This window comes from Streptomyces siamensis (assembly GCF_039543605.1).
GTDB lineage: Bacteria > Actinomycetota > Actinomycetes > Streptomycetales > Streptomycetaceae > Streptomyces > Streptomyces siamensis.
Genome location: NZ_BAABKB010000003.1, coordinates 98,195 through 116,841 on the forward strand (window position 1 = coordinate 98,195; position 18,647 = coordinate 116,841).

The 18,647-nt window shown below is 70.2% G+C and carries 15 protein-coding genes; 4 read left to right on the forward strand and 11 right to left on the reverse strand.

Features of this window, described 5'->3' with window-relative positions:
* Window positions 1-146: 146 nt before the first annotated feature.
* Window positions 147-350, reverse strand: coding sequence for a cold-shock protein (locus tag ABEB03_RS09425; RefSeq protein WP_037627265.1), 204 nt, complete (start codon window positions 348-350; stop codon window positions 147-149).
* Window positions 351-683: 333 nt separating this feature from the next.
* Here ABEB03_RS09425 and ABEB03_RS09430 point away from each other — a divergent pair, with 333 nt between their 5' ends.
* From ABEB03_RS09430 to ABEB03_RS09440, 3 genes are all read left to right on the forward strand, one after another.
* Window positions 684-1,532: a menaquinone biosynthetic enzyme MqnA/MqnD family protein gene (locus ABEB03_RS09430; RefSeq protein WP_095935888.1), complete on the forward strand. Its 849-nt coding sequence runs from the start codon at window positions 684-686 to the stop codon at window positions 1,530-1,532.
* 101 nt (window positions 1,533-1,633) lie between these two features.
* A complete protein-coding gene (locus ABEB03_RS09435; RefSeq protein ID WP_345644474.1) occupies window positions 1,634-3,544 on the forward strand; it encodes a serine/threonine-protein kinase in 1,911 nt (636 codons plus the stop codon).
* Window positions 3,545-3,725: 181 nt separating this feature from the next.
* Window positions 3,726-6,110, forward strand: a complete 2,385-nt coding sequence (locus tag ABEB03_RS09440) for a protein kinase domain-containing protein (protein ID WP_345644477.1) — start codon at window positions 3,726-3,728, stop codon at window positions 6,108-6,110.
* Between the two features lie 45 nt (window positions 6,111-6,155).
* Here the strand turns inward: ABEB03_RS09440 and ABEB03_RS09445 are convergent, their stop codons facing one another.
* On the reverse strand, window positions 6,156-10,730 hold the full coding sequence (locus ABEB03_RS09445; protein ID WP_345644480.1) for an FtsK/SpoIIIE domain-containing protein: 4,575 nt from the start codon (window positions 10,728-10,730) through the stop codon (window positions 6,156-6,158).
* A gap of 300 nt (window positions 10,731-11,030) precedes the next feature.
* On the opposite strand from ABEB03_RS09445, the gene ABEB03_RS09450 reads away from it, so the two are divergent.
* Entirely contained in the window at window positions 11,031-11,339 is a 309-nt protein-coding gene (locus ABEB03_RS09450; RefSeq protein ID WP_345644483.1) for a WXG100 family type VII secretion target, read from the forward strand.
* A 181-nt stretch (window positions 11,340-11,520) separates the two neighbouring features.
* Here the strand turns inward: ABEB03_RS09450 and ABEB03_RS09455 are convergent, their stop codons facing one another.
* The 9 genes from ABEB03_RS09455 to ABEB03_RS09495 all read right to left on the reverse strand — a co-directional run bounded on the left by ABEB03_RS09455 (window position 11,521) and on the right by ABEB03_RS09495 (window position 18,452).
* Window positions 11,521-12,111: a hypothetical protein gene (locus ABEB03_RS09455; protein ID WP_345644486.1), complete on the reverse strand. Its 591-nt coding sequence runs from the start codon at window positions 12,109-12,111 to the stop codon at window positions 11,521-11,523.
* A complete protein-coding gene (locus tag ABEB03_RS09460; RefSeq protein ID WP_345644489.1) occupies window positions 12,108-12,611 on the reverse strand; it encodes a hypothetical protein in 504 nt (167 codons plus the stop codon). Before ABEB03_RS09460 ends, ABEB03_RS09455 begins: the two co-directional genes overlap by 4 nt.
* 121 nt (window positions 12,612-12,732) lie before the next feature.
* On the reverse strand, window positions 12,733-13,116 hold the full coding sequence (locus ABEB03_RS09465; protein ID WP_345644492.1) for a hypothetical protein: 384 nt from the start codon (window positions 13,114-13,116) through the stop codon (window positions 12,733-12,735).
* A 54-nt stretch (window positions 13,117-13,170) separates the two neighbouring features.
* Complete coding sequence (locus ABEB03_RS09470; protein WP_345644495.1) at window positions 13,171-14,529, reverse strand: hypothetical protein; 1,359 nt, start codon at window positions 14,527-14,529, stop codon at window positions 13,171-13,173.
* On the reverse strand, window positions 14,526-14,825 hold the full coding sequence (locus tag ABEB03_RS09475) for a hypothetical protein (RefSeq protein ID WP_345644497.1): 300 nt from the start codon (window positions 14,823-14,825) through the stop codon (window positions 14,526-14,528). Before ABEB03_RS09475 ends, ABEB03_RS09470 begins: the two co-directional genes overlap by 4 nt.
* Before the next feature lie 448 nt (window positions 14,826-15,273).
* Window positions 15,274-15,969, reverse strand: a complete 696-nt coding sequence (locus tag ABEB03_RS09480; protein ID WP_345644500.1) for a hypothetical protein — start codon at window positions 15,967-15,969, stop codon at window positions 15,274-15,276.
* Window positions 15,966-16,877, reverse strand: coding sequence for a hypothetical protein (locus ABEB03_RS09485; protein ID WP_345644503.1), 912 nt, complete (start codon window positions 16,875-16,877; stop codon window positions 15,966-15,968). Before ABEB03_RS09485 ends, ABEB03_RS09480 begins: the two co-directional genes overlap by 4 nt.
* A 14-nt stretch (window positions 16,878-16,891) precedes the next feature.
* Window positions 16,892-18,142, reverse strand: coding sequence for an enoyl-CoA hydratase/isomerase family protein (locus ABEB03_RS09490; RefSeq protein WP_345644506.1), 1,251 nt, complete (start codon window positions 18,140-18,142; stop codon window positions 16,892-16,894).
* 7 nt (window positions 18,143-18,149) lie between these two features.
* Window positions 18,150-18,452, reverse strand: coding sequence for a hypothetical protein (locus ABEB03_RS09495; RefSeq protein WP_095935901.1), 303 nt, complete (start codon window positions 18,450-18,452; stop codon window positions 18,150-18,152).
* Window positions 18,453-18,647 lie beyond the last annotated feature (195 nt).

The window sequence follows — 18,647 nt, forward strand, 5'->3', positions numbered from 1 at the left end:
GGACGGGAAAGCGAAGGGGGCGGGAAAGCGGAGGGGGCGGGAAAGCGGAGGGGAAAAGGCAGGAGCCCCGTTGCCGAACGGCACGGGGCTCCTTGGGTACTGCTCTCAGGTCCGGATCAAAGCATCGGGCTCATGGAGCCGAAGGCTTAGAGCGGGGTGACGTTCTCCGCCTGCGGACCCTTCGGGCCCTGCGTGACGTCGAAGGAAACCGACTGGTTCTCCTCGAGCGAACGGAAGCCGTTCGCGTTGATCGCGGAGTAGTGGACGAAGACGTCCGGGCCGCCGCCTTCCTGGGCGATGAAACCAAAGCCCTTTTCGGCGTTGAACCACTTCACGGTTCCGGTAGCCATAAGCCCTCCTTGGGCCCAAAGGGTTGCCCTGCTCCAGAACCTGCGATTGTGTAAACAACTGCATACGTCTGAAAACGACTAGAGCCCGCGGTCACATGCTCCGCAGGCTCTGTACTGCAAGGGAAACCAAACTGCAACTTGCGGCCGAGCCTAGCACGCAGGCAGCCGAAAGCAATAGAGGGCAAGATCACGTCACCCGAATGTTTGACCCAGGTGGGAAGCGGGTTGACGAAGCGGTGTCACGAGGGTTGACAGAAGGGGTCGAGGGACTTTCCGGCATACGCCGGGGACCCTGAAGCCGGCACGGTACCCCATGGGGGCTAGCCTCGCGATGTGGACAATTCTCGCACCCGGCCGCGCGTCGGCCACATCCAGTTCCTGAACTGCCTGCCCCTGTACTGGGGGCTCGCGAGAACGGGCACGCTCCTCGACTTCGAGCTCACCAAGGACACCCCGGAGAAGCTCAGCGAGAAGCTGGTGCAGGGCGATCTCGACATCGGGCCCATCACGCTCGTCGAGTTCCTCAAGCACGCCGACGAACTGGTCGCCTTCCCCGACATCGCCGTCGGCTGCGACGGCCCGGTGATGTCCTGCGTGATCGTCTCGCAGGTCCCGCTGGACCAGCTGGACGGCGCCCGGGTCGCACTCGGGTCGACCTCCCGCACCTCCGTGCGCCTCGCCCAGCTGCTGCTGGCCGAGAAGATCGGCGTCCAGCCGTCGTACTACACGTGCCCGCCGGACCTCAGCCTGATGATGCAGGAGGCCGACGCCGCCGTGCTCATCGGCGACGCCGCCCTGCGCGCCAACCTCCTCGACGGCCCGAAGTACGGCCTGGAGGTGCACGACCTCGGCAGCCTGTGGAAGGAATGGACGGGCCTGCCGTTCGTCTTCGCCGTGTGGGCAGCCCGGCGCGACTACCTGGAGCGCGAGCCCGTCGTCACGCGCAAGGTGCACGAGGCCTTCCTGTCCTCCCGGGACCTCTCCCTCGTCGAGGTCACCAAGGTCGCCGAGCAGGCGGCCCGCTGGGAGGCCTTCGACGAGCAGGTACTGGAGCAGTACTTCACGACGCTCGACTTCCGGTTCGGCGGCCCCCAGTTGGAGGCCGTACGGGAGTTCGCCCGCCGGGTCGGCGCGACCACCGGCTTCCCGGCCGACGTGGACGTACGGCTGCTGGAGGCCTGAGTCCGCCGAGTCCCCGGGCCCCGCGCGGCGGGGCCCGGGGCGCGTACGGAACTACGCTGCTGGGCAGTGCGTCCAGAGCGTACGGGGGAGGGGATGACGCCATGCAGCCGCTCGGAGCCGACGAACCCACCGTCGTGGGGCCCTACCGGCTGCTCGGCCGGCTGGGCTCCGGCGGCATGGGGCGCGTGTACCTGGGGCGCAGCACGGGCGGCCGCACGGTCGCCGTCAAGATCGTGCACCCGCACTTCGCGCTCGACGAGGAGTTCCGCGCCCGCTTCCGCCGCGAGGTCGAGGCCGCGCGACGGGTGGGCGGCGCGTGGACGGCGCCCGTCCTCGACGCGGACCCGGAGGCGTCCGTCCCGTGGGTCGCCACGGGCTACGCGGCCGGTCCCTCTCTCGCCACCGCCGTCACGGACGGCCGCGGCCCCCTTCCCCCGCACTCGGTACGGGTGCTGGGCGCCGGCCTCGCCGAGGCGCTGTCGGCGGTCCACACGCTCGGTCTGGTGCACCGCGACGTCAAGCCGTCCAACGTCCTGCTCACCCTCGACGGCCCCCTCCTCATCGACTTCGGTATCGCCCGTGCCACGGACGGCACCGCCTCCCTGACCTCGACGGGCGTCTCGGTCGGCTCCCCCGGATACATGTCGCCCGAACAGATCCTCGGCAAAGGCGTCGCCGGAGCGGCGGACGTCTTCTCGCTGGGCGCGGTCCTCGTCTACGCGGCGACGGGCGAACCCCCCTTCCCCGGCGACTCCTCCGCGTCCCTCCTCTACAAGGTGGTGCACGAGGAGCCCCGACTGGACGCCGTACCGGGGGAGTTGCGCGAACTGGTGGCGGCCTGCCTGGCCAAGGACCCGGCCGCGCGCCCGGCCCCGGACGAGGTGGCCGGACGCCTGGCCCCCGACGGGGCGGCCCGGCTCGTGACGGCGGGCTGGCTGCCCGGACCGCTGGTGGAGCAAGTCAGCCGCAGCGCCGTGCAGTTGCTGAACCTGGAGGCGGTGGACACCGCACCGCCGTCCGGGCCGGTGGGGTTCAGCAGCCCCTCGGTGGGCGGCGCGTCCGGCACAGCCTCCGCCACGGATGCCCCTGCCGCGGGCGCGGCGCCCTCCTGGCCCGGGCAGGCCTCCGCCCCGGTGGCGTCTGTTCCGGGGACGTCCGCTCCGACAGGTCAGGGCTCCGCCACGGGCGCGCCCGCTTCGTCGGGCCCGGCGACCGCCGACGGCGGTCCCCCCTCCGGCGGCGGGGCGTTCGGGCCACCCGCGCAGGGTTTCGGGCCGCCGCCCGCCGGATTCGGGCCGCCGCCCACCATGCCTCCCGGGCCGGCACACCTGCCCGAGCAGCGCCCGGGGCAGCCGCAGGACGCCGCACCCGCGGGGACGCCCCCTTCCGCCGGCCACCCCGGCAAGGTCTCCGTCAGCGTCGCCGCGACCTCGGTCACCGGTGCGAACGGACGGGGACGCAAGGTCAGTTGCACCGTCGCGCTGGCCGTCGCGGGAGCTCTCGCGGCGGTCACGGTGGGCTCGGCGTTCCTGTTCGACCTGATGCCGGGCGGCGGCGACGCCACCAACGACCAGGGTGCGGGCCCGGCGCAGACCGGTCCCGCGGCGACCGCGAGCGCGACCCCCCGCCCGTCCGGCCCGGACGCCGGCGAGGCCCCCGGCACCGTCCCCGCCGCCTACCTCGGCACCTGGGAGGGCGACGCCCTCGCCCTCGGCGGCACTCTCCCCATGGGCACCTTCCGTGTCACCCTCCACCAGGCCGACGTGGGCGAGGAGTTGGGCACCTTCCGGCAGACCGACCAGATCGGCGGCATCTGTGACGCCGTGTTCGTGCTGAAGAAGGTCAGCAGGCAGCAGCTGGTCGCGACGAGCGTCGCGAGCAAGTCCAACCGCGACGTGTGCACGAAGGGCCGGCACGAGGTGCGGCTCACCCCCGTCGGCGACGACCTCAGGTACGAGACGGACAACTCGGAGGCGGGGGACCCGGTGGCCCGCATGTCCAAGGTCGACTAGGGGGTTTCGTTCGGATCGGCGCGGACCCGAGCTGATCCGAACGAAGCACCTGGCGGCCCTGCCCGTCCCGTCCGCCCCGCCCGTCACTACTGTGTCTGCGATAGCGAACACCACCGCACCGCTCGCAACCACACAGCGACGGGACGCCGTTCAGGGCGTCGACAACGGGGAAGGCCCGACCATGGAGACACTGCAGCCGGACGATCCGCGGGAGTTGGGGAGCTACCGGCTGCTGCGAAGACTGGGCGCGGGCGGCATGGGACGGGTGTACCTGGCCCGTTCACCCGGCGGGCGCACGGTCGCGGTGAAGGTGGTGCGCCCCGACCTGGCCGCGGACGCGGACTTCCGCCGCCGCTTCGAGCACGAGGTGGAGATAGCCCGTGCCGTCTCGGGCCGGCACACCGCTCCGGTCGTCGACGCCGACCCGGACGCGCCGCTGCCGTGGCTGGCGACCTCGTACGTGCTCGGCCCCGACCTCACGGACGTGGTCGACGCCCACGGCGCGCTGCCCGAGCGCACCGTCCGCGCGCTCGGCGCGGGCCTCGCGACGGCCCTCCAGGAGATCCACGCGGCCGGCCTCATCCACCGCGACCTCAAGCCGTCCAACGTGCTGCTGGCCGCCGACGGCCCCCGTGTCATCGACTTCGGCATCGCGCGGGCCGTGGACGGAAACCGCATGACCCAGACGGGAGTCGTGGTCGGCTCGCCCGGCTACATGCCCCCCGAGCAGGCCATGGGACGCGACGTCGGCACGCCGGGCGACGTCTTCTCGCTGGGCGCCGTCCTGACCTTCGCGGCGACGGGCCACAACGCCTTCGGCGACGGCGCGGCCTCCCACGCGGCCATGCTCTACCAGATCGTCCACGGCGAGCCCGACCTCACCGGCGTACCGCAGTCCCTGCTCGGCCTGATCCGTGCGTGCCTGCTGAAGGAGCCGGACCAGCGGCCCGCCCCCGGGGAACTCGTGGCGGCCCTCGCACCGGGCGGCATCGGCAGCGTGCTGACCGACTGGCTGCCGTCGGCGGTCGCCTCGACCATCGCGACACACGCGGCGGGCATCCTGGACCTGGAGGCCCCGGACGCGCCGGCTCCCGGACAGGCCCCCGCCACGGCACCGGTCTTCGGCCCGCCACCGGCGATGCAGGGCGGCACACCGGCCCCGGGCACTCCCGCGCAGAGCACCCCCGCCCCGGCCGGGACGCCGGTGCCGGGCTACGGCTACCCGCCCGCCCACGGCACCCCCGCCCCCGCGTACGGCACCCCGGCAGGCGGCGTCCCCGCCGGTCCCGGCGACGGCACCCCCCTCCCCGGCACGGTCGCCCTCGGCACGCCCCCGTCCGCCCCGGCACCCTCCCGGCGCCGCCTCCTCGGCCTGACGGCCGGCGTCGCCGGTGTCGCGGTCCTCGGCGGCGGCACCGCCTGGTGGCTGTCACGGGACACGGGCTCCGACGAGGGTTCCCCGGGCGCGAAGGGCGGGGGAGGTTCGGGCGAGCCGGTGGCGGAGGAGTTCACCACTCCTCCGGCGGGGACGGCCCCGCAGCCGCTGTGGCACAGGTCGGTCGCCGAGGACAGCACGAGCGACGCCCTGCCATTGCTGATCCACGACAGCATGCTGCTGATCAGCGGCGACCCGCTGGTGGCGTACGACGTGAAGACGGGCAGGACACGGTGGTCCCGCACGGGCGCCTGCCGGGCCGGCGCCAAACTGCTCGTGGCGGACGGCAAGGTGTTTCTGGCCGACGGCGACTACGACGGAGCGCTCGTCGCCCGCGACCTGACCACGGGAGAGGAGACCTGGCGCAGCCGGCTGGGCAAGGAGCTGGAGATCGAGAGCACGATCGCCGTCGACGACAAGAACGTCTACGTCGTGGCGACGGACCTCAGCGACTCGCGCAGCGCCACCGACTACCGCACGGGTGTCGCGGCCATCAGTCACACCACGGGCCGGAAGGTGTGGTCGCAGAAGCGGGACTGGGGCACCCGCAGTTGGGACGTCGAGGGCGCGGTCCACGGGAAGTACCTGGTCTACACGGACTCCAAGTACAACCTCACCGTGCGCGACACCGCCACCGGCGATCAGCTGTGGAGCAAGAAGGTCGGCGACGACTGGAGCTGGACGCCCACGGTCGCCGCAGGGCTCGTCCTTCTCCCGGGCGAGCAGCTGACCGCGGTGGACCTGGAGACCGGCGACACCCGGTGGACACTGTCCCCGAACGGCCGACGCGGTTTCATGAACCCGACGGCCATCGACGGCGTGCTGTACGCCTGCGACTACGACGACGGGGTCTGGGCCGTCGACCTCAAGACCGGCAAGAAGATCTGGCTCTGTGAGGACCCGGGCGCCGACGAGGCCCCGGAGACGTTCCTGAAGGCCGGCGCGACGCTGTACGGGGCCTCGGGCCCGGTCGACGGCGGCGGAATCTTCGCCATGGACGCGAAGACCGGCACGTCACGCTGGGTCTACAGCGACAACAAGACCCCGGGCGAACCCTGGCAGGTCGCCCTCTCGGGCAACCGTCTCCTGGTGACGCACGGATTCGAGATCTACGCCCTGCCCGCGGTGTGAGCCCGGAACCCGGCCCGGGGACTCCCCGGGCCGGGCCCGCGCGGATCACATCGGTGTCGTGACCGTCAGCGGCTCGCCGTCGCCCAGGTGCAGCAGGCCCTTGCCCGGGGCCACCGGGCCGCCGACCATGCTCCGGTTCGTGCGGATGCCGATGAGCTCGCCCGCCGAGGAGTCCTGCGGGGACAGCAGGATTCCGCGGCGGCCCTTCTTCATCTCCACCTGCCAGCCGGAGAAGCCGCTGCACACGTCGTCCTCGTCACCGGCGATGACCAGGCCGAGACCACGCTCCGCGCCGCGCTGCACGATCCGCTTGAACACGGTCTCGGCGTCGCAGTCCTCCAGCACCTCGCCGTCGTCGACGAGGACCACGACGGGCTCCTGCACGGTGGCCGAGTCGATGGCCTCGCGCAGGTCGTCGCTCTCGATGTCGTCCTCGTCGAAGACCTTCAGCACGCCGTCCACGCCGTCGAGCTCACGCAGCGGCGAAGGGCGCGGCGCGGCGACGACGATGCGGACGCCCTGCGCCAGATACGACTTCGCCATGTTCATCAGGGTCGTACTGCGGCCCGACTTGGCCGGACCTGCGATGACGAACGTCGGCACACCCTGCGCGAGGTCCGGACCGAAGCCCATGATGTCGTCGCCGCCGATGCCGACCAGGCTCCACAGCCTGGAGCGGGAGGCCTCCGGGTCGCGCATCTCCCAGGCGTCGGTGAAGGAGATCCGGGTGGGCAGGACGTCGACGCGGAACGGGCGCCGCGAGCGCGGCAGATCCGCGTCACGGGCCGTCGCGGCCTCGCCGATCGCGGCGATCGCCGCGGCCTGCCCCTGACCGGTGGAGTCCTCGCAGAGCAGCGCGAACTGGGTCTCCGTGCCGTGCTCGTTGCGGTAGCCGCGGCCCGGCGGGATCTCCTCGGGGACCTTGCGGGCGTTGATGCCGAGCAGCGAGAAGTCCGAGCGGTCCGCGAGCCGCAGACCGTACTTGTCCTCGGTGAGCGAGCCGATGCGGGTCGACAGGATCTGGCGGTCACCCGTCATCACCATGTGCAGACCGACGCTCGCGCCCTCCCGCATCATCGCGGTCAGCTGGTCGGTCAGGTCACCGTGGTCGTACTCGCCGAGCGTCGGCAGCCAGCCCTCCCAGCGGTCGAGCAGCACCACGATGTGCGGCAGCCGTTCCTCTTCCGGCACCGCGGCCCGCTGCTCGCCGATGTCCGCGAACCCCTTGTCGGCCAACAGGTCCTGACGGCGGGTGAGTTCACTCTTGAGGCGGGCGATGAGACGGACCACGCGCTCGGTCTGGTTACGGCTGACGACGGCCCCGCAGTGCGGCAGCCGGGTCAGCGCGTTCAGGGCGCCGTTGCCGCAGTCGATGCCGTACAGGTGCACGTCCGCCGCCGAGTGCGTCCGCGCCAGCGAACCCGCGAGGGTCCGCAGGATCTGCGAGCGGCCACTGCGCGGCGCACCGCCGACGAGGAGGTGACCGAACGAGGCGAAGTCCACGACGACGGGACGGCGGGCCTGGTCGGCGGGCAGGTCCTCCACACCGAACGGGGCGGGCGGCAGCTTGCCCGGTCCGCCCGAGAAGGCCGGCACCGGGATCTCGTCGAGCAGCAGGGTGTCGGACAGCGCGGGCAGCCACGGGCTGTGCTGGGCGGGGATGCCGAGCGCCTGGTTGGCCCGGCGGACCGCGTCCACCAGCACCTTCAGGTCGGTGATCTCCTCCTCCTCGCGCTGCTGCGCCTTCGGCTTCACCAGCGCCGCCCGGCCCAGGTCCTCCCAGTCGAGCGGGCCCGCCCACGGGGCGAGCACCGCCGGATCGGCGGCGCCGGGACGGCGGCCACCGACACGGCCCGACTGGAACGGCACCAGCGAGGCGTGCCCGAGGCGGACGTAGGCCCGTCCCGGGGTGCTCTTGGAGATGTGCCCGGCCTCGGGGGAGTCGATGACGTCGCTGGACTCGCCGCCGTCGGTGACACGCAGGGCGATCCGCAGGTTGGTGTTCGCCCGGATCTCGGGGGAGACCACACCGCTCGGCCGCTGCGTGGCGAGCAGCAGGTGGATGCCCAGCGAGCGGCCCCGCTGGGCGATGTTCACCAGGCCCGTCACGAAGTCCGGCAGGTCACGCACCATGGAGGCGAACTCGTCGATGACGATGAGGAGCCGGGGCACCGGCGCGTGCGACGGGTCGCGGCGCACGAGGTCCTGGTAGTCCTCGATGTCCTTGGCGTCGGCCGCGGCGAGGATGTGCTCGCGCCGCTTCAGCTCGGCGCCCAGCGACTCCAGGGCACGCTCCACGAGATGGGCGTCGAGGTCGGTCACCATGCCGACGGTGTGCGGGAGTTCGACGCAGTCCTTGAACGCCGAGCCACCCTTGTAGTCGACGAGGACGAACGTCATGTTCTCCGGCGTGTTCGCCACGGCCAACGACGCCACGATGGTCTGCAGCAGCTCCGACTTGCCGGAACCGGTGGTGCCCGCGATCAGACCGTGCGGGCCGTCCCGGCGCATGTCGATGCCGAACGGGCCGTCGTACGACTCGCCGATGACCGCCATCGTCGACTGACCGCCCATCCGCCAGCGCGCGGTGATCGCGTCACCGGTCGGCGGCTCCAACTGGAGCACGTCGAGCAGCCGGCTGGCGCCCGGAAGCGCCGAGTCCTCGGTCTCGCCGCTGATGTCGCGCAGCGGGGACAGGGCACGCGACAGCCGAGCGCACCAGGCCGCCGAGACGAAGTCCGGCCGTACGTCGCGGACCCGCGCCACGCCGGTCTGCTGGACGCGCAGCCGCAGTTCGAGTGCCTGCTCCGGGCCCGCCGCGGAGTCGTCGGCGTCGGCGGCGTGCCAGGCGTGGAAGGAAGGGAAACCACCGGGGGCCGCCGGGGCACCCGGCGCGACCCGCTGCTGCGGGACGGTGTGCTCCTCGGGCTTCGGCTCCGCGATCACGATGGCCTGGCACTCGCCGGGCAGGAAACGCTCCTCGGCGTCCAGACAGATCGCGTACATCGACATGGCGGGACCCTCACGCAGCAGCCGCACCACACCCGGCATGGAACGCAGCCGACGCGAACCGTCCCACACGACGACGATGTCGGGGTCGTTGAACGACGCCTTGTTGCCGTTCTGCTTCGCCGCCTTCTGCCGGGCGTCGAGCAGCTGCGTCAGCTCGCCGATGCGGGCGCCGACGGTCTCCGCGTCCGTACCGATGAGGACGTTGGCGTCCTGGGCGCCCGAGGGCCGGCTGTGCGGCAGCCACCGCACCCAGTCCCAGCCCTCCCGGCCGCTGTTCTCCGTCAGTACGTAGAACTGCACGTCGAGCGGGCTGTGCAGCACGGCCGTCTGCGCGACGGCCCAACGCCCCAGTGCCTGCGCCGAATCGCCGGGCCCCGCGATACCGACGACCCCGCGCTCACGCAGCGGGAGCGCGACCGGAGCGTCCTCGATGGTCCAGGTGACCTCACGCCTGTGGTCGTCCTGCTCCGGATCGTCGAGCACGACCTCGGAGGGCAGCCGGCCGGTCCCGACGCGCAGCAGCAGATGGTCCGCGTCGGTGCGCCGGCGCTCCCACAGCCGGGTGCGCGGCCCGGTGCCCAGCGACAGGACGGCCGCCGGGTCGGGTATGGCCTGCCGCCGGTCGAGCCGTTCGGCGACCAGCGCCTCCTGGGCGTCCTTCTCGATCCGCTCCTTGTGCTCCTTGTACTCCTTGACCTGCTTGGCATGGGACTTGCGTCCCTGCTTCTTGTCCATGAAGAAGTTGCCGAACATGATCAGGGGGCTGAGCAACGCCATGATCAGGTAGTACCAGCGCCCGAAGATCATCACCGAGACGACCGCGCCGACCAGCGGGGTCACGGCCATCAGCCACGGCAGCGGCCGGGCCTCGTAGTCACGAATGGGGCTGGGCAGCCGGAACTTGGTCTCCCGCTCCGGCGGGTGCAGCCGGGGCGGCCGGTTGTAGTCGAGGCCCGCACCGTCGTCCGACCACTTCAGGGCGGCGTTCGGCGGCGTGTAACGGTCCAGTTCGAAAAGGGTGTTGCCGACGGCGATCTGGCTGCCGAGCGGCCACTCGTCACTGTCGCGTTCCTCGACGGCCGATCCGTCGAGGGTGACGCCCTCCTTGTCCTTCGCGTCCCCGTGCACGGCGACCTTGCAGGTCCCGTCCGTCGCCACGGACAGCGTCAGGGCCCGCTGCGGGAGCTCCGGGTCGTCGACGCGGATGTAGGAGGCGGGCCCGCTGCCGATGTCGTACCGGCCGATCCCGAGCCGGTGCACCGCGCCGGCCGCCGGACCGCCCGCGACCCTCAGCTCGACGAGCCCGGACGGCTCGCCCGGCAGGCACCCGGCGGGGTCGTGCAGGCTGACGACGGCGCCCTCGCGCAGCGGCGAGGTCCCTATCGTCGCGCCGGGATCGACGGGATACCCGTCGACGTACGCGACGGGCGCCCCGCCGCTCGCGGCCTGGTGCTGCCCGATCGGGATGATCTGCGCGCCACCGCTGTACCCGACGTGCGCCGCCAGCTCCTTGGCGATGTCCCCCACCGAGGACTCGGGATCCGCATCAAGAACCACGTCGGCGGTGGCACCGCCGAGCGGATCGACGACGGTCAGAGTCAGGCGCACTCTCGTCCTCCCCAGCCACCTGAGGCCGCTCCCGGAACGCCGGCCACAGTGCCCACGACGATAGCCGCTCCCGCCTTCCCGCAGGCAACGAGCCGTGTGAGGGCTCCTTGAAGACCCGCCGCCGGTCACGGGCCATGCGGCGCCCGCCCGCACAAGGCCGGAGCGCGCCCGTGACAGAACCGGGGTGTGCTCCTGCAAGCGCCGTAAGTAAGCTGCTTGCTCAGTGCGGAAGATCGCATCATCCGCATCAGGAGCCACGGGGGTTGGCCCTGCGGCGAGTTGAAGCATGGAGGACGCCACATGGCCGGCGGCAAAGACGCAGACATCACATACGAGAAGATGCGCCACGCTGCGAAGCGTCTGGGCCACGAGAAGGAGAAGATGGAGGACAAGCTCCACGGGCTCGACAGCTACATCGACACCCTGGTCGCGGACGGCTACACCACCGCGAAGGGTTCGCAGGCCTTCGACGACTCCTTCAAGGAGTTCACCAAGGGCATGAAGGACACCCTGGAGGGCCTCAAGGGCATGGCCAAGTTCCTCGACGACGCCGCGAAGGCGTACGAGGACCTGGACGACCAGCTGGCCAAGGGCGTCAAGGGGAAGTAGCGCCGCGCGTCCGGGGCGATTCGTGGGCGCGACGGGGCACTTGTGGTGTCCCGGCGCGTCCGTGGTCCCATCGAAGGACCCCGGCCCGGTGCGGCGACCGTCGGGGACTCGCTGCCCCCACTCACGCCCCGCACGTCGTGGATCGGCTTCAGCAGCGGCCCCCGCCCGGCCCACCGGACGGTCATCGCTCGTTGCTGAGGTGGAGGCTTCTGGCGAATTCGTCGATGGCGTCGAAGGAGGCTTCGAGGAGCGCCGGGTCGTCGTAGTGGCCCTTGAGGACCAGATCGATCCGGTGTTCCGGATCGTTCCACGCGTACGCGACCGAGAGCATCAGACCGCCGTCGGGACCCGGCCAACTGCACAGGCTGCGCAGACCCTCGCCGAAGTGAGGGGAGACGAAGGGGACCGTCTCCACGCGCCGGCCGGCGGCGGCGGTCGCCGGATCGGGCTCGGCCAGCATGCTCAAGTGCAGGTCGCTGTGCTCCTCGTCGCAGGCGAACTGCTTGGTGAAGAAGACCAACGGCGCGGCCTGGAGTGGCATGGCACCGAAGACGAACGCCTGGTCGGCCTGCACGCGGTCGCGCAGCATGGTGGCCGAGCCTTCCAGGAACTTCCTCGTCTGCCGCTTCTCACGCCAAGTGAGCTTGCGCCGATGGAGCAGGGCACCGGCATCTAGGTGGAGGTCCATCCATTGCCCGAACTCGGATCTGCTGCCTCCCAGCGGCATGGGAAACCACAGGGCTGGATCGGCATCGGTCTCTACGATCATCATGCGTAGCTCCAACGGAAAGTCGTCATCACGGCGTCGAAGAGCTCGACCAGGATCTCGGCGAATTCGGTGCCCATGTCGGGGGCGATCAGCGTGCTGAAGGAGAAGGTCAGCCACTGAGCGGGGACACTGTGCGGAATCGGCACGGTGTACTGCACCCGCCAGGTCGGAACCTCGACTCCGTTGTCCGGATCGGCAGCAAGCCGCCGCAGGGTCCGTACGGCCGCCGTCCCGTCGACCTCGCGAACGGAGGCGTCCTCGGCGTCACGTGCGAGATCTCTGAGTACGGCTTCGGGCGCGACGTCGCCTGTCGGTGCCGCCAGCGGCTCCGAGGCGACGAACGAAGCCGGGATGATGATTCCGTGCATGCGCTCGACGGGGAGATACAGCGTCAGTCCGTGCGACTTCCGTGCCTGCCGGACGGTCTGCTTCAACTCCTTGGTCAGCCGCAGACGTGCCTTGGGAATGTCGTCCTTCGGGAATCCGGCTGGGAGTTGTGCCACGGATTTCCCTACGATCCGCTGAATGGCCTCGCTCGTGCCGTTGCGCAGTGGAACGGTGTCCCATCCGGGCGGCGGGACGATGTTGAACCCGCTCGGGGCACAGGCGGATTCCACTGGGGGCTCAGGAAGCGACACTGCGGTTCCGAATCTTCTCGGCGATCCAGGTGACGCCGACCAGCACGGTGAACAGAGGGGATGCGACGATCCCCGGCCAGAAGGAGCTGATGAGGCTGGGAAGCAGAAGGGACCATCCCATGGCGAGATCCCGGGTCAGCAGCGGCGGCCTCCTGCTGGGCGTGGGATTCTTGATCAGGATCCACAGAAGATGGAGCAGGCAACTCGTCAACAGGGCCCAGTAGACCGGGAACAGGACGTCGCGGCCGGCATCGGGGATCAGGAGCGAGACCACGATCAGCGGGGCGATGGAGACCAGCGCGCCGATGATGGTCACCCGTACCCGGAAATTCGGGCCGGTGCCCAACTGCTCGCGGAGGGACTCAGCCATCCCTCCTCCTTTCTCTGTCGCGTCCGGCGTCGTTCCATGTGCGCACGCGAGCGTTCACCAGTGCGTGTCCGCGGCGGGCATCCAGCCGCTCTCCTTCCAGGTGTTGTAGCCGTCGTTGTACGGCTTGTCGCCGGGGAGGAGTCCGTGCTCGTTCAGCCAGCCGACGGAGTCGCTCTTGCTCAACGACTTGTCCATGACGTCGACGCCCATGCCCGCGTACGCGGCGCCCATGGACGCCCCGTACCCCAGATGCCCGAGTGCGGAGCCACCGCCCGACACGGACCCGGGGAAGACTCCCTTGTTCGCCCGGAACTGTCCGAACAGCCCCGCCGCCTCGTCGTCCCCCAGGTGCAGCCATTTGGAGACCGTGGACACCGGGGTCGGGCCCTTGGCCACCAGCCCTGTGTCCCGGGAGATCTTCTTGAGGGTGAAGGTGCGCAGGTCCGAGAAGAACCTGCGGGAGACGTCGTCCTGAGCACCCGCCATGGCCCTGCTCAGATCGTTCAGCATCCCTTTGTGGGACCGCAGTCCGGCTTTGAGCCCGGCGGTCCGGCTGCTCTGGGCGGCGGCGGTGGTCACCTTGTTCGCGCCCTTGAGCATGTTGATGCCGCCACGGCCGATGCCCATCAGGAGCAGGCCACCGATGTCGAAGGCCAGATCGGTCCAGGACGCGTCACCGGAGGCGACCAGCACGGATCTGGCCAGGATGGTCAGCAGGGCGATCCCGAGAACCAGGAAGTTCAGGCCGGGAATCCAGATGGCGATGATGCCGGCGATGGTGGCGATCCAGCCGAGGGCGTCGAGGACCGTCTTGATCCAGTCCGCGTTGTCGTGGAACCACCCCTTGATGTTGTCCCAGACGGAGTCCTCGATGACGTCGTCGATCTCGTCCCTGATCTTGCGCGCGTGGTGGTCGGCACGGGTGTCGCGTTCGCCGGTGATGGCGTCCAGCTGGTTCCGGTACGTCTCAAGGGGGTCTTCGCCGGGTTCGCCCGCGGACGGCTTCGGGTCGCCCTTGTCGCCGGAGCCGGAATCCCTGGCCCTTTCCGCCTCGATCTCGTCCCGCTTCTCCTTGGCCCGGCGCAGCACGCGGTCGGCATCGGACTGGAAGTCCTCCAGCTCGTTCGCCCACGTGGTCAGATGGCCGTGGACTCGCTCGTAGCGGCCGGCCACCTCCCGCATGTGTTTCTCCAGCGTGGAGGAGTCCTCGCGCAGGCGCTCGACATACTTTCCCCTGAGCCTGTCCTCCTTGCTGATGGCTTGGAGGTTCTTGGCCTGGTCCCGGAGCTTCTTGGCGACCGACACCATGTGCCGGACCTCGGCACGGATCTCTTCCGGGTCGCCGGGTACCGGGTCCGTGTCGCGCAGCGGCTGCCAGTCGGCCGGGCGTCGCTCGGATGTCGCTGTCGTCACTTCTTCGGCTTCTTCTCGTCGCGCTTGCTCAGTTCGTCGTCGAGATCCTCGAAGGCCTTCTTGGTGCCGGCTACGAGCTTGCCGACCGACTCGATGCTCTCGATGAGCTTGGTCCGGTAGTCGTCCCAGTTGTCGACGAAGTCGACCATGACATCGGCCACCGCATCCGAGCCCCAGTGCCGGTGCATGTCGTCGCGACGGTTCTCGATGTCCTTGAACGTCCTGTGGAGCTGGCCGAGTTTCCGCTCGGACTCCGCGAGGAAGTCGTAGTCGACCGTCAGGTCCGGCTCTGCCACTGAGACCCCTTCTCTCGCAGGCCGTCGGCTTCGTCGCTGTCCGAGGCGGCCGGCTGTCCGGTCGTGGTCGCAACGAGCGCGGCAGCAACGTGCAAAGGGCGGTGCTCCAAGTCGGGCCCCTCGGATGACAAAGGTATGGTCAAGAGCCACGACGATATAGGTGTGCCCGATGGTTCCGCCAGGCCGAGCTGTCTCCGAAAGGCCCTTCAGGAGGCGCCGAATGTGCGCGAATCAGGCAACTGTCCGTTTCTGATGGGTGCCCGTCTCCGACACGTCGGGCACGGGCGCACGGCTGACGCCGAGAGCTCGGCAGCGGGGGCGACCCTTCGCGGCCGCTATCGATGCGCCCCGCGTTCGTCCCGGAACGCCGGCGACAGGTCGCCGGCGACGCGTGCGTCCTCAGGCGCGACGTGTCGACGGCTTGTGGCCGGATCTCAAAGTCCCCTGGTCACAGCTGAACCGTCCGCTGCGGTGCGGTGGTGTCCGGCGCCGGGTGCGGTTCCTGATCCGTGTCGGCGAAGGACACGGTCTGCAGGACGGCCGTGGTCATGTCGCAGAACTCGCCCCAGTACTCCATCGCGGCGGTGTCGACCGTGACGACGGCCGTGTAGGGACCTGTCGGGAACGGGATGTGGATCTGAATCTGCCCGGTGGTCAGCGTGACCTCCGTGCCGCCGGCCGTCACCTCGGGGCTCAGGGTCAACTCGCGTACGGATATGCAGGAGACGGCCGACCCGCAGGGCAGGTCGAGCCGACGGGCGTCGTTGAGCGGGTCGGAGGCCAGAACCGCCAGGATGCCCTGAGCGGCGATGTCCGGGTCCGCGTGGTCGGAGGCGTAGGCGGCGACGGTGAAGGAGCAGTGGGCCACACCCTGTTCCTCCAGGCCGAAGAGGCCGAAGGCGGAGTAGGCGAGTCCTGCCGTGGCCATCGCCTCCGTGACGAGCTCGTAGTACGGCGTCGTCGACTGCCAGAGCTCACTGTCCCCACCGGGATACAGGCCACGCACGAACTCCGCGGCGGCCGCAGCCCGTTCGCTGGCGGAGACCCCGACCGGCAAGGCGTGAAAGCCGTCCGGGACGACGAACGACATGGGCGGGATCGTGCGGGCCGAGAGCGTCGGGTCCAGCCGGGAGATCTCGGTCACCGTGTCCGGCCCTCCGGTGACGCGTCCGCCCCGGACGGGTCCACGTAGTGGGTCAGGGTCTGCTCCATGCCGTTCGAGAGCGGCACCCGCAGATGCACCGCGATGGTGCCGTCGTCCAGTCGCTCCAGCTCCGGCGGCTTCTCGACCGGCAGCACGGTGCCGACCGACCGCGACACACGGATCGGTGGTTCGGCGACGAGCTCCGCGACGCGGCCGCGCTGTTCGGAGGTGATCTCGTCCATGGCCACCCGGCGGCTCTCGCCCCGCAGAGCTGCGATGAGTCGGGCGGCGTCACCGGCTTTCCACCGGGTCCACGATCCGTCCGTGAAGCGGAGCCTCACATCGGAGCCGCTCTCGGAGTACGGCATACCCTCGGCGGCCGCGACGGTCTCCCGCGGTGTCTCCCACAGTTCCTCGGCGGGAGCCAGTCCCGCCGTCGCGTCCACACCGAGGACGAGGAGCCGCTGATCGGTCAGCACGAACTCGGTCCGGTACGACTTCGCCCGGCGGGCCGGATCCAGTTGCCAGGGCAGGGTCCGGGCAAGGGTTCCCGGCGCCGCCCAGACGACCGGGAAGTCGTCGACCTCGTTCTCCGGCTCCTGCGGTCTGCCGGAGCTGCGTGGTTCACCGAACGGGGCGCCGCTGGGCGCCGCCGCGTTCGCGATCATGTTCAGCAGGAGGGGAATGCCGAGCAGGGCGACGTCCAGGACACGGACGCCCGCGCGGCCGCCCTTGCCGCGGGGGGTGAAGCCGGGGCCGGGCGGCCACCCGCGCAGTTGCGCCTCGATGTCCTGCCGCTCGGTGTCCCGGAACGAACGCAGCCCGGCGACCCGGGGCGCCAGTCCGGTCGCGAAGGAGGCATTGGCCCGCAGGATCAGGTCTTCGTCCTGGGATGGGTACCAGTCCATGGCCTCATGTCCTCTCAGTGAGCCGTCGCGGAGTCATGGAAACGGTCCCCCGGGTGCATCATCTCGCCGATGTGCGAGGGGATGGACCACGCCTTGGGTGCGATCTTGATGGCGGCGTCGATGCCTCGTCCCAGGTTGCTCATGGAATCGATCTTGTTCAGGCCGGGTATGCCCCGTGTACCGATCCACTGCCCGTTGCGGATGTTCTGCTCGGCGACGAGGCTGAGCCGGTTCATGACGCCGCCCTCGGTCGAGATGAAGCCGCCCGCCTTGATGCCCCACAGGCCGACCGTGCGGCCCTTGACGGTGAAGCTGACGGCGCCCGCGACATTGTCACCCACACCGATGATGTTCCGGCCGATCGTGGTGACGCCCTTGAAGCCCTCGCCGAGTTCTGCTGCGCGCGCGGCAGCGGTGGCGCCGTCGGCGACCTTGACGCCCTTGCTGAAGGCGCCGATCCCCGGGAGCGAGCCGAGCGCGTCGAAGCCGATGCTCACCCAGCTGACGTCCGCGCCGGCCGCCTTCGCGACGAGGTGTGACACGAGGGCCAGGCCGCTGGTCACCACGGCCGCGGCGGCGAAGATCGCACCGATGGGCTCGAACGGCGCCGTGATGATGGCCAGCATTCCCAGGATGCCGCTCAGATCGCTGAGCAGGTCGCCGACCATCTTGATCAGATCGGCGTGGTCCTCCAGCCACTCGCCGGTGGCGTCCCACGCGTCCGCGATCCCGTGCCCCAGCTTGTCCCAGAACCCGGGCTCGTCCGGTGCGATGTCGGCGGCCTTGTCGAGGTCCTTGCTGATGAGGGCCGCGGCCTTCTTGTAGCGGTCCTCGAGGTCGTGGACGTCGCTGATGACCTTGTCCACCGCGCCGGACGCCTTGCCGAGCTCGTCGCTGCCCTTGCCCTCGGCCTTCTTCTCGGCCTTGTCCTCGGCGTCGAGCTTCTCGCCGGCGGTCTTCTCCAGCCGGTCGGCCTCGTCCTGGAAGCCGGAGAGCTGCCCGGCCCAGCGGTGCAGGGCGCGCGACGCCTTGTCGAAGGAGTCGTGGCTCTTCTTGATCAGCGGCGTGACATCGGTGGAGATGTGCTCGCTGAACGCGATCGCGGTCCTGCCCTTCCAGGCGCCGCACTCGATCTGCTGCAACTCCCGTAGCGCCGTACCGAGTTCGCCCGCGAGTCCGCCGAGCTTCTTGGCGAGCTCACGCGTCTGCTCGACGTCACCCGGCGTCGGGTCCCAGCCTATGTGGGGGAAGGGAGGGCGTCCCATGCGTGCCTCAGTGCCCCTTCTTCTTCGGGGACTTGAGCGATTCGGCGAGGTCCAGGTCGAGCTTCTCGAAGGACTCACCGATCTTGTCGATCATCTTGATGGCGCCCTGGGTGTGCTTGCCGAGCTGCTTGATGCCGTAGCCCCAGTCGTCGGCGAAGTCGTGTACGTCGTCCACGAGACCCGCGTCCCCGACGACCGAACCGTCGGTGCCGCGCAATGTGCGGCGGGCGGTGTCCATGCGGTCCGTGACGGTGGAGAACGTCTTCCTCAGATCCTCGAAGATCGTGCCTTCGAGCCGTAGATCACTCACGATGTCCGTCCCCGTTGCCTCTGTGAACAGATCGCCCCGACGGGAGCGTGAGCGGACGCCCCTCCGGTCACGGCGATCGTCCGGCCAATCCTAGGGACGCTTTCGGCCGGTGCGCCCGGGAGGGCACCTCTCCAGGTGTTGTTTGGGGTGCCTATGGGGCTGCGTTTGCCTGCCCTTGGCGTGGTCGGGGAGTTT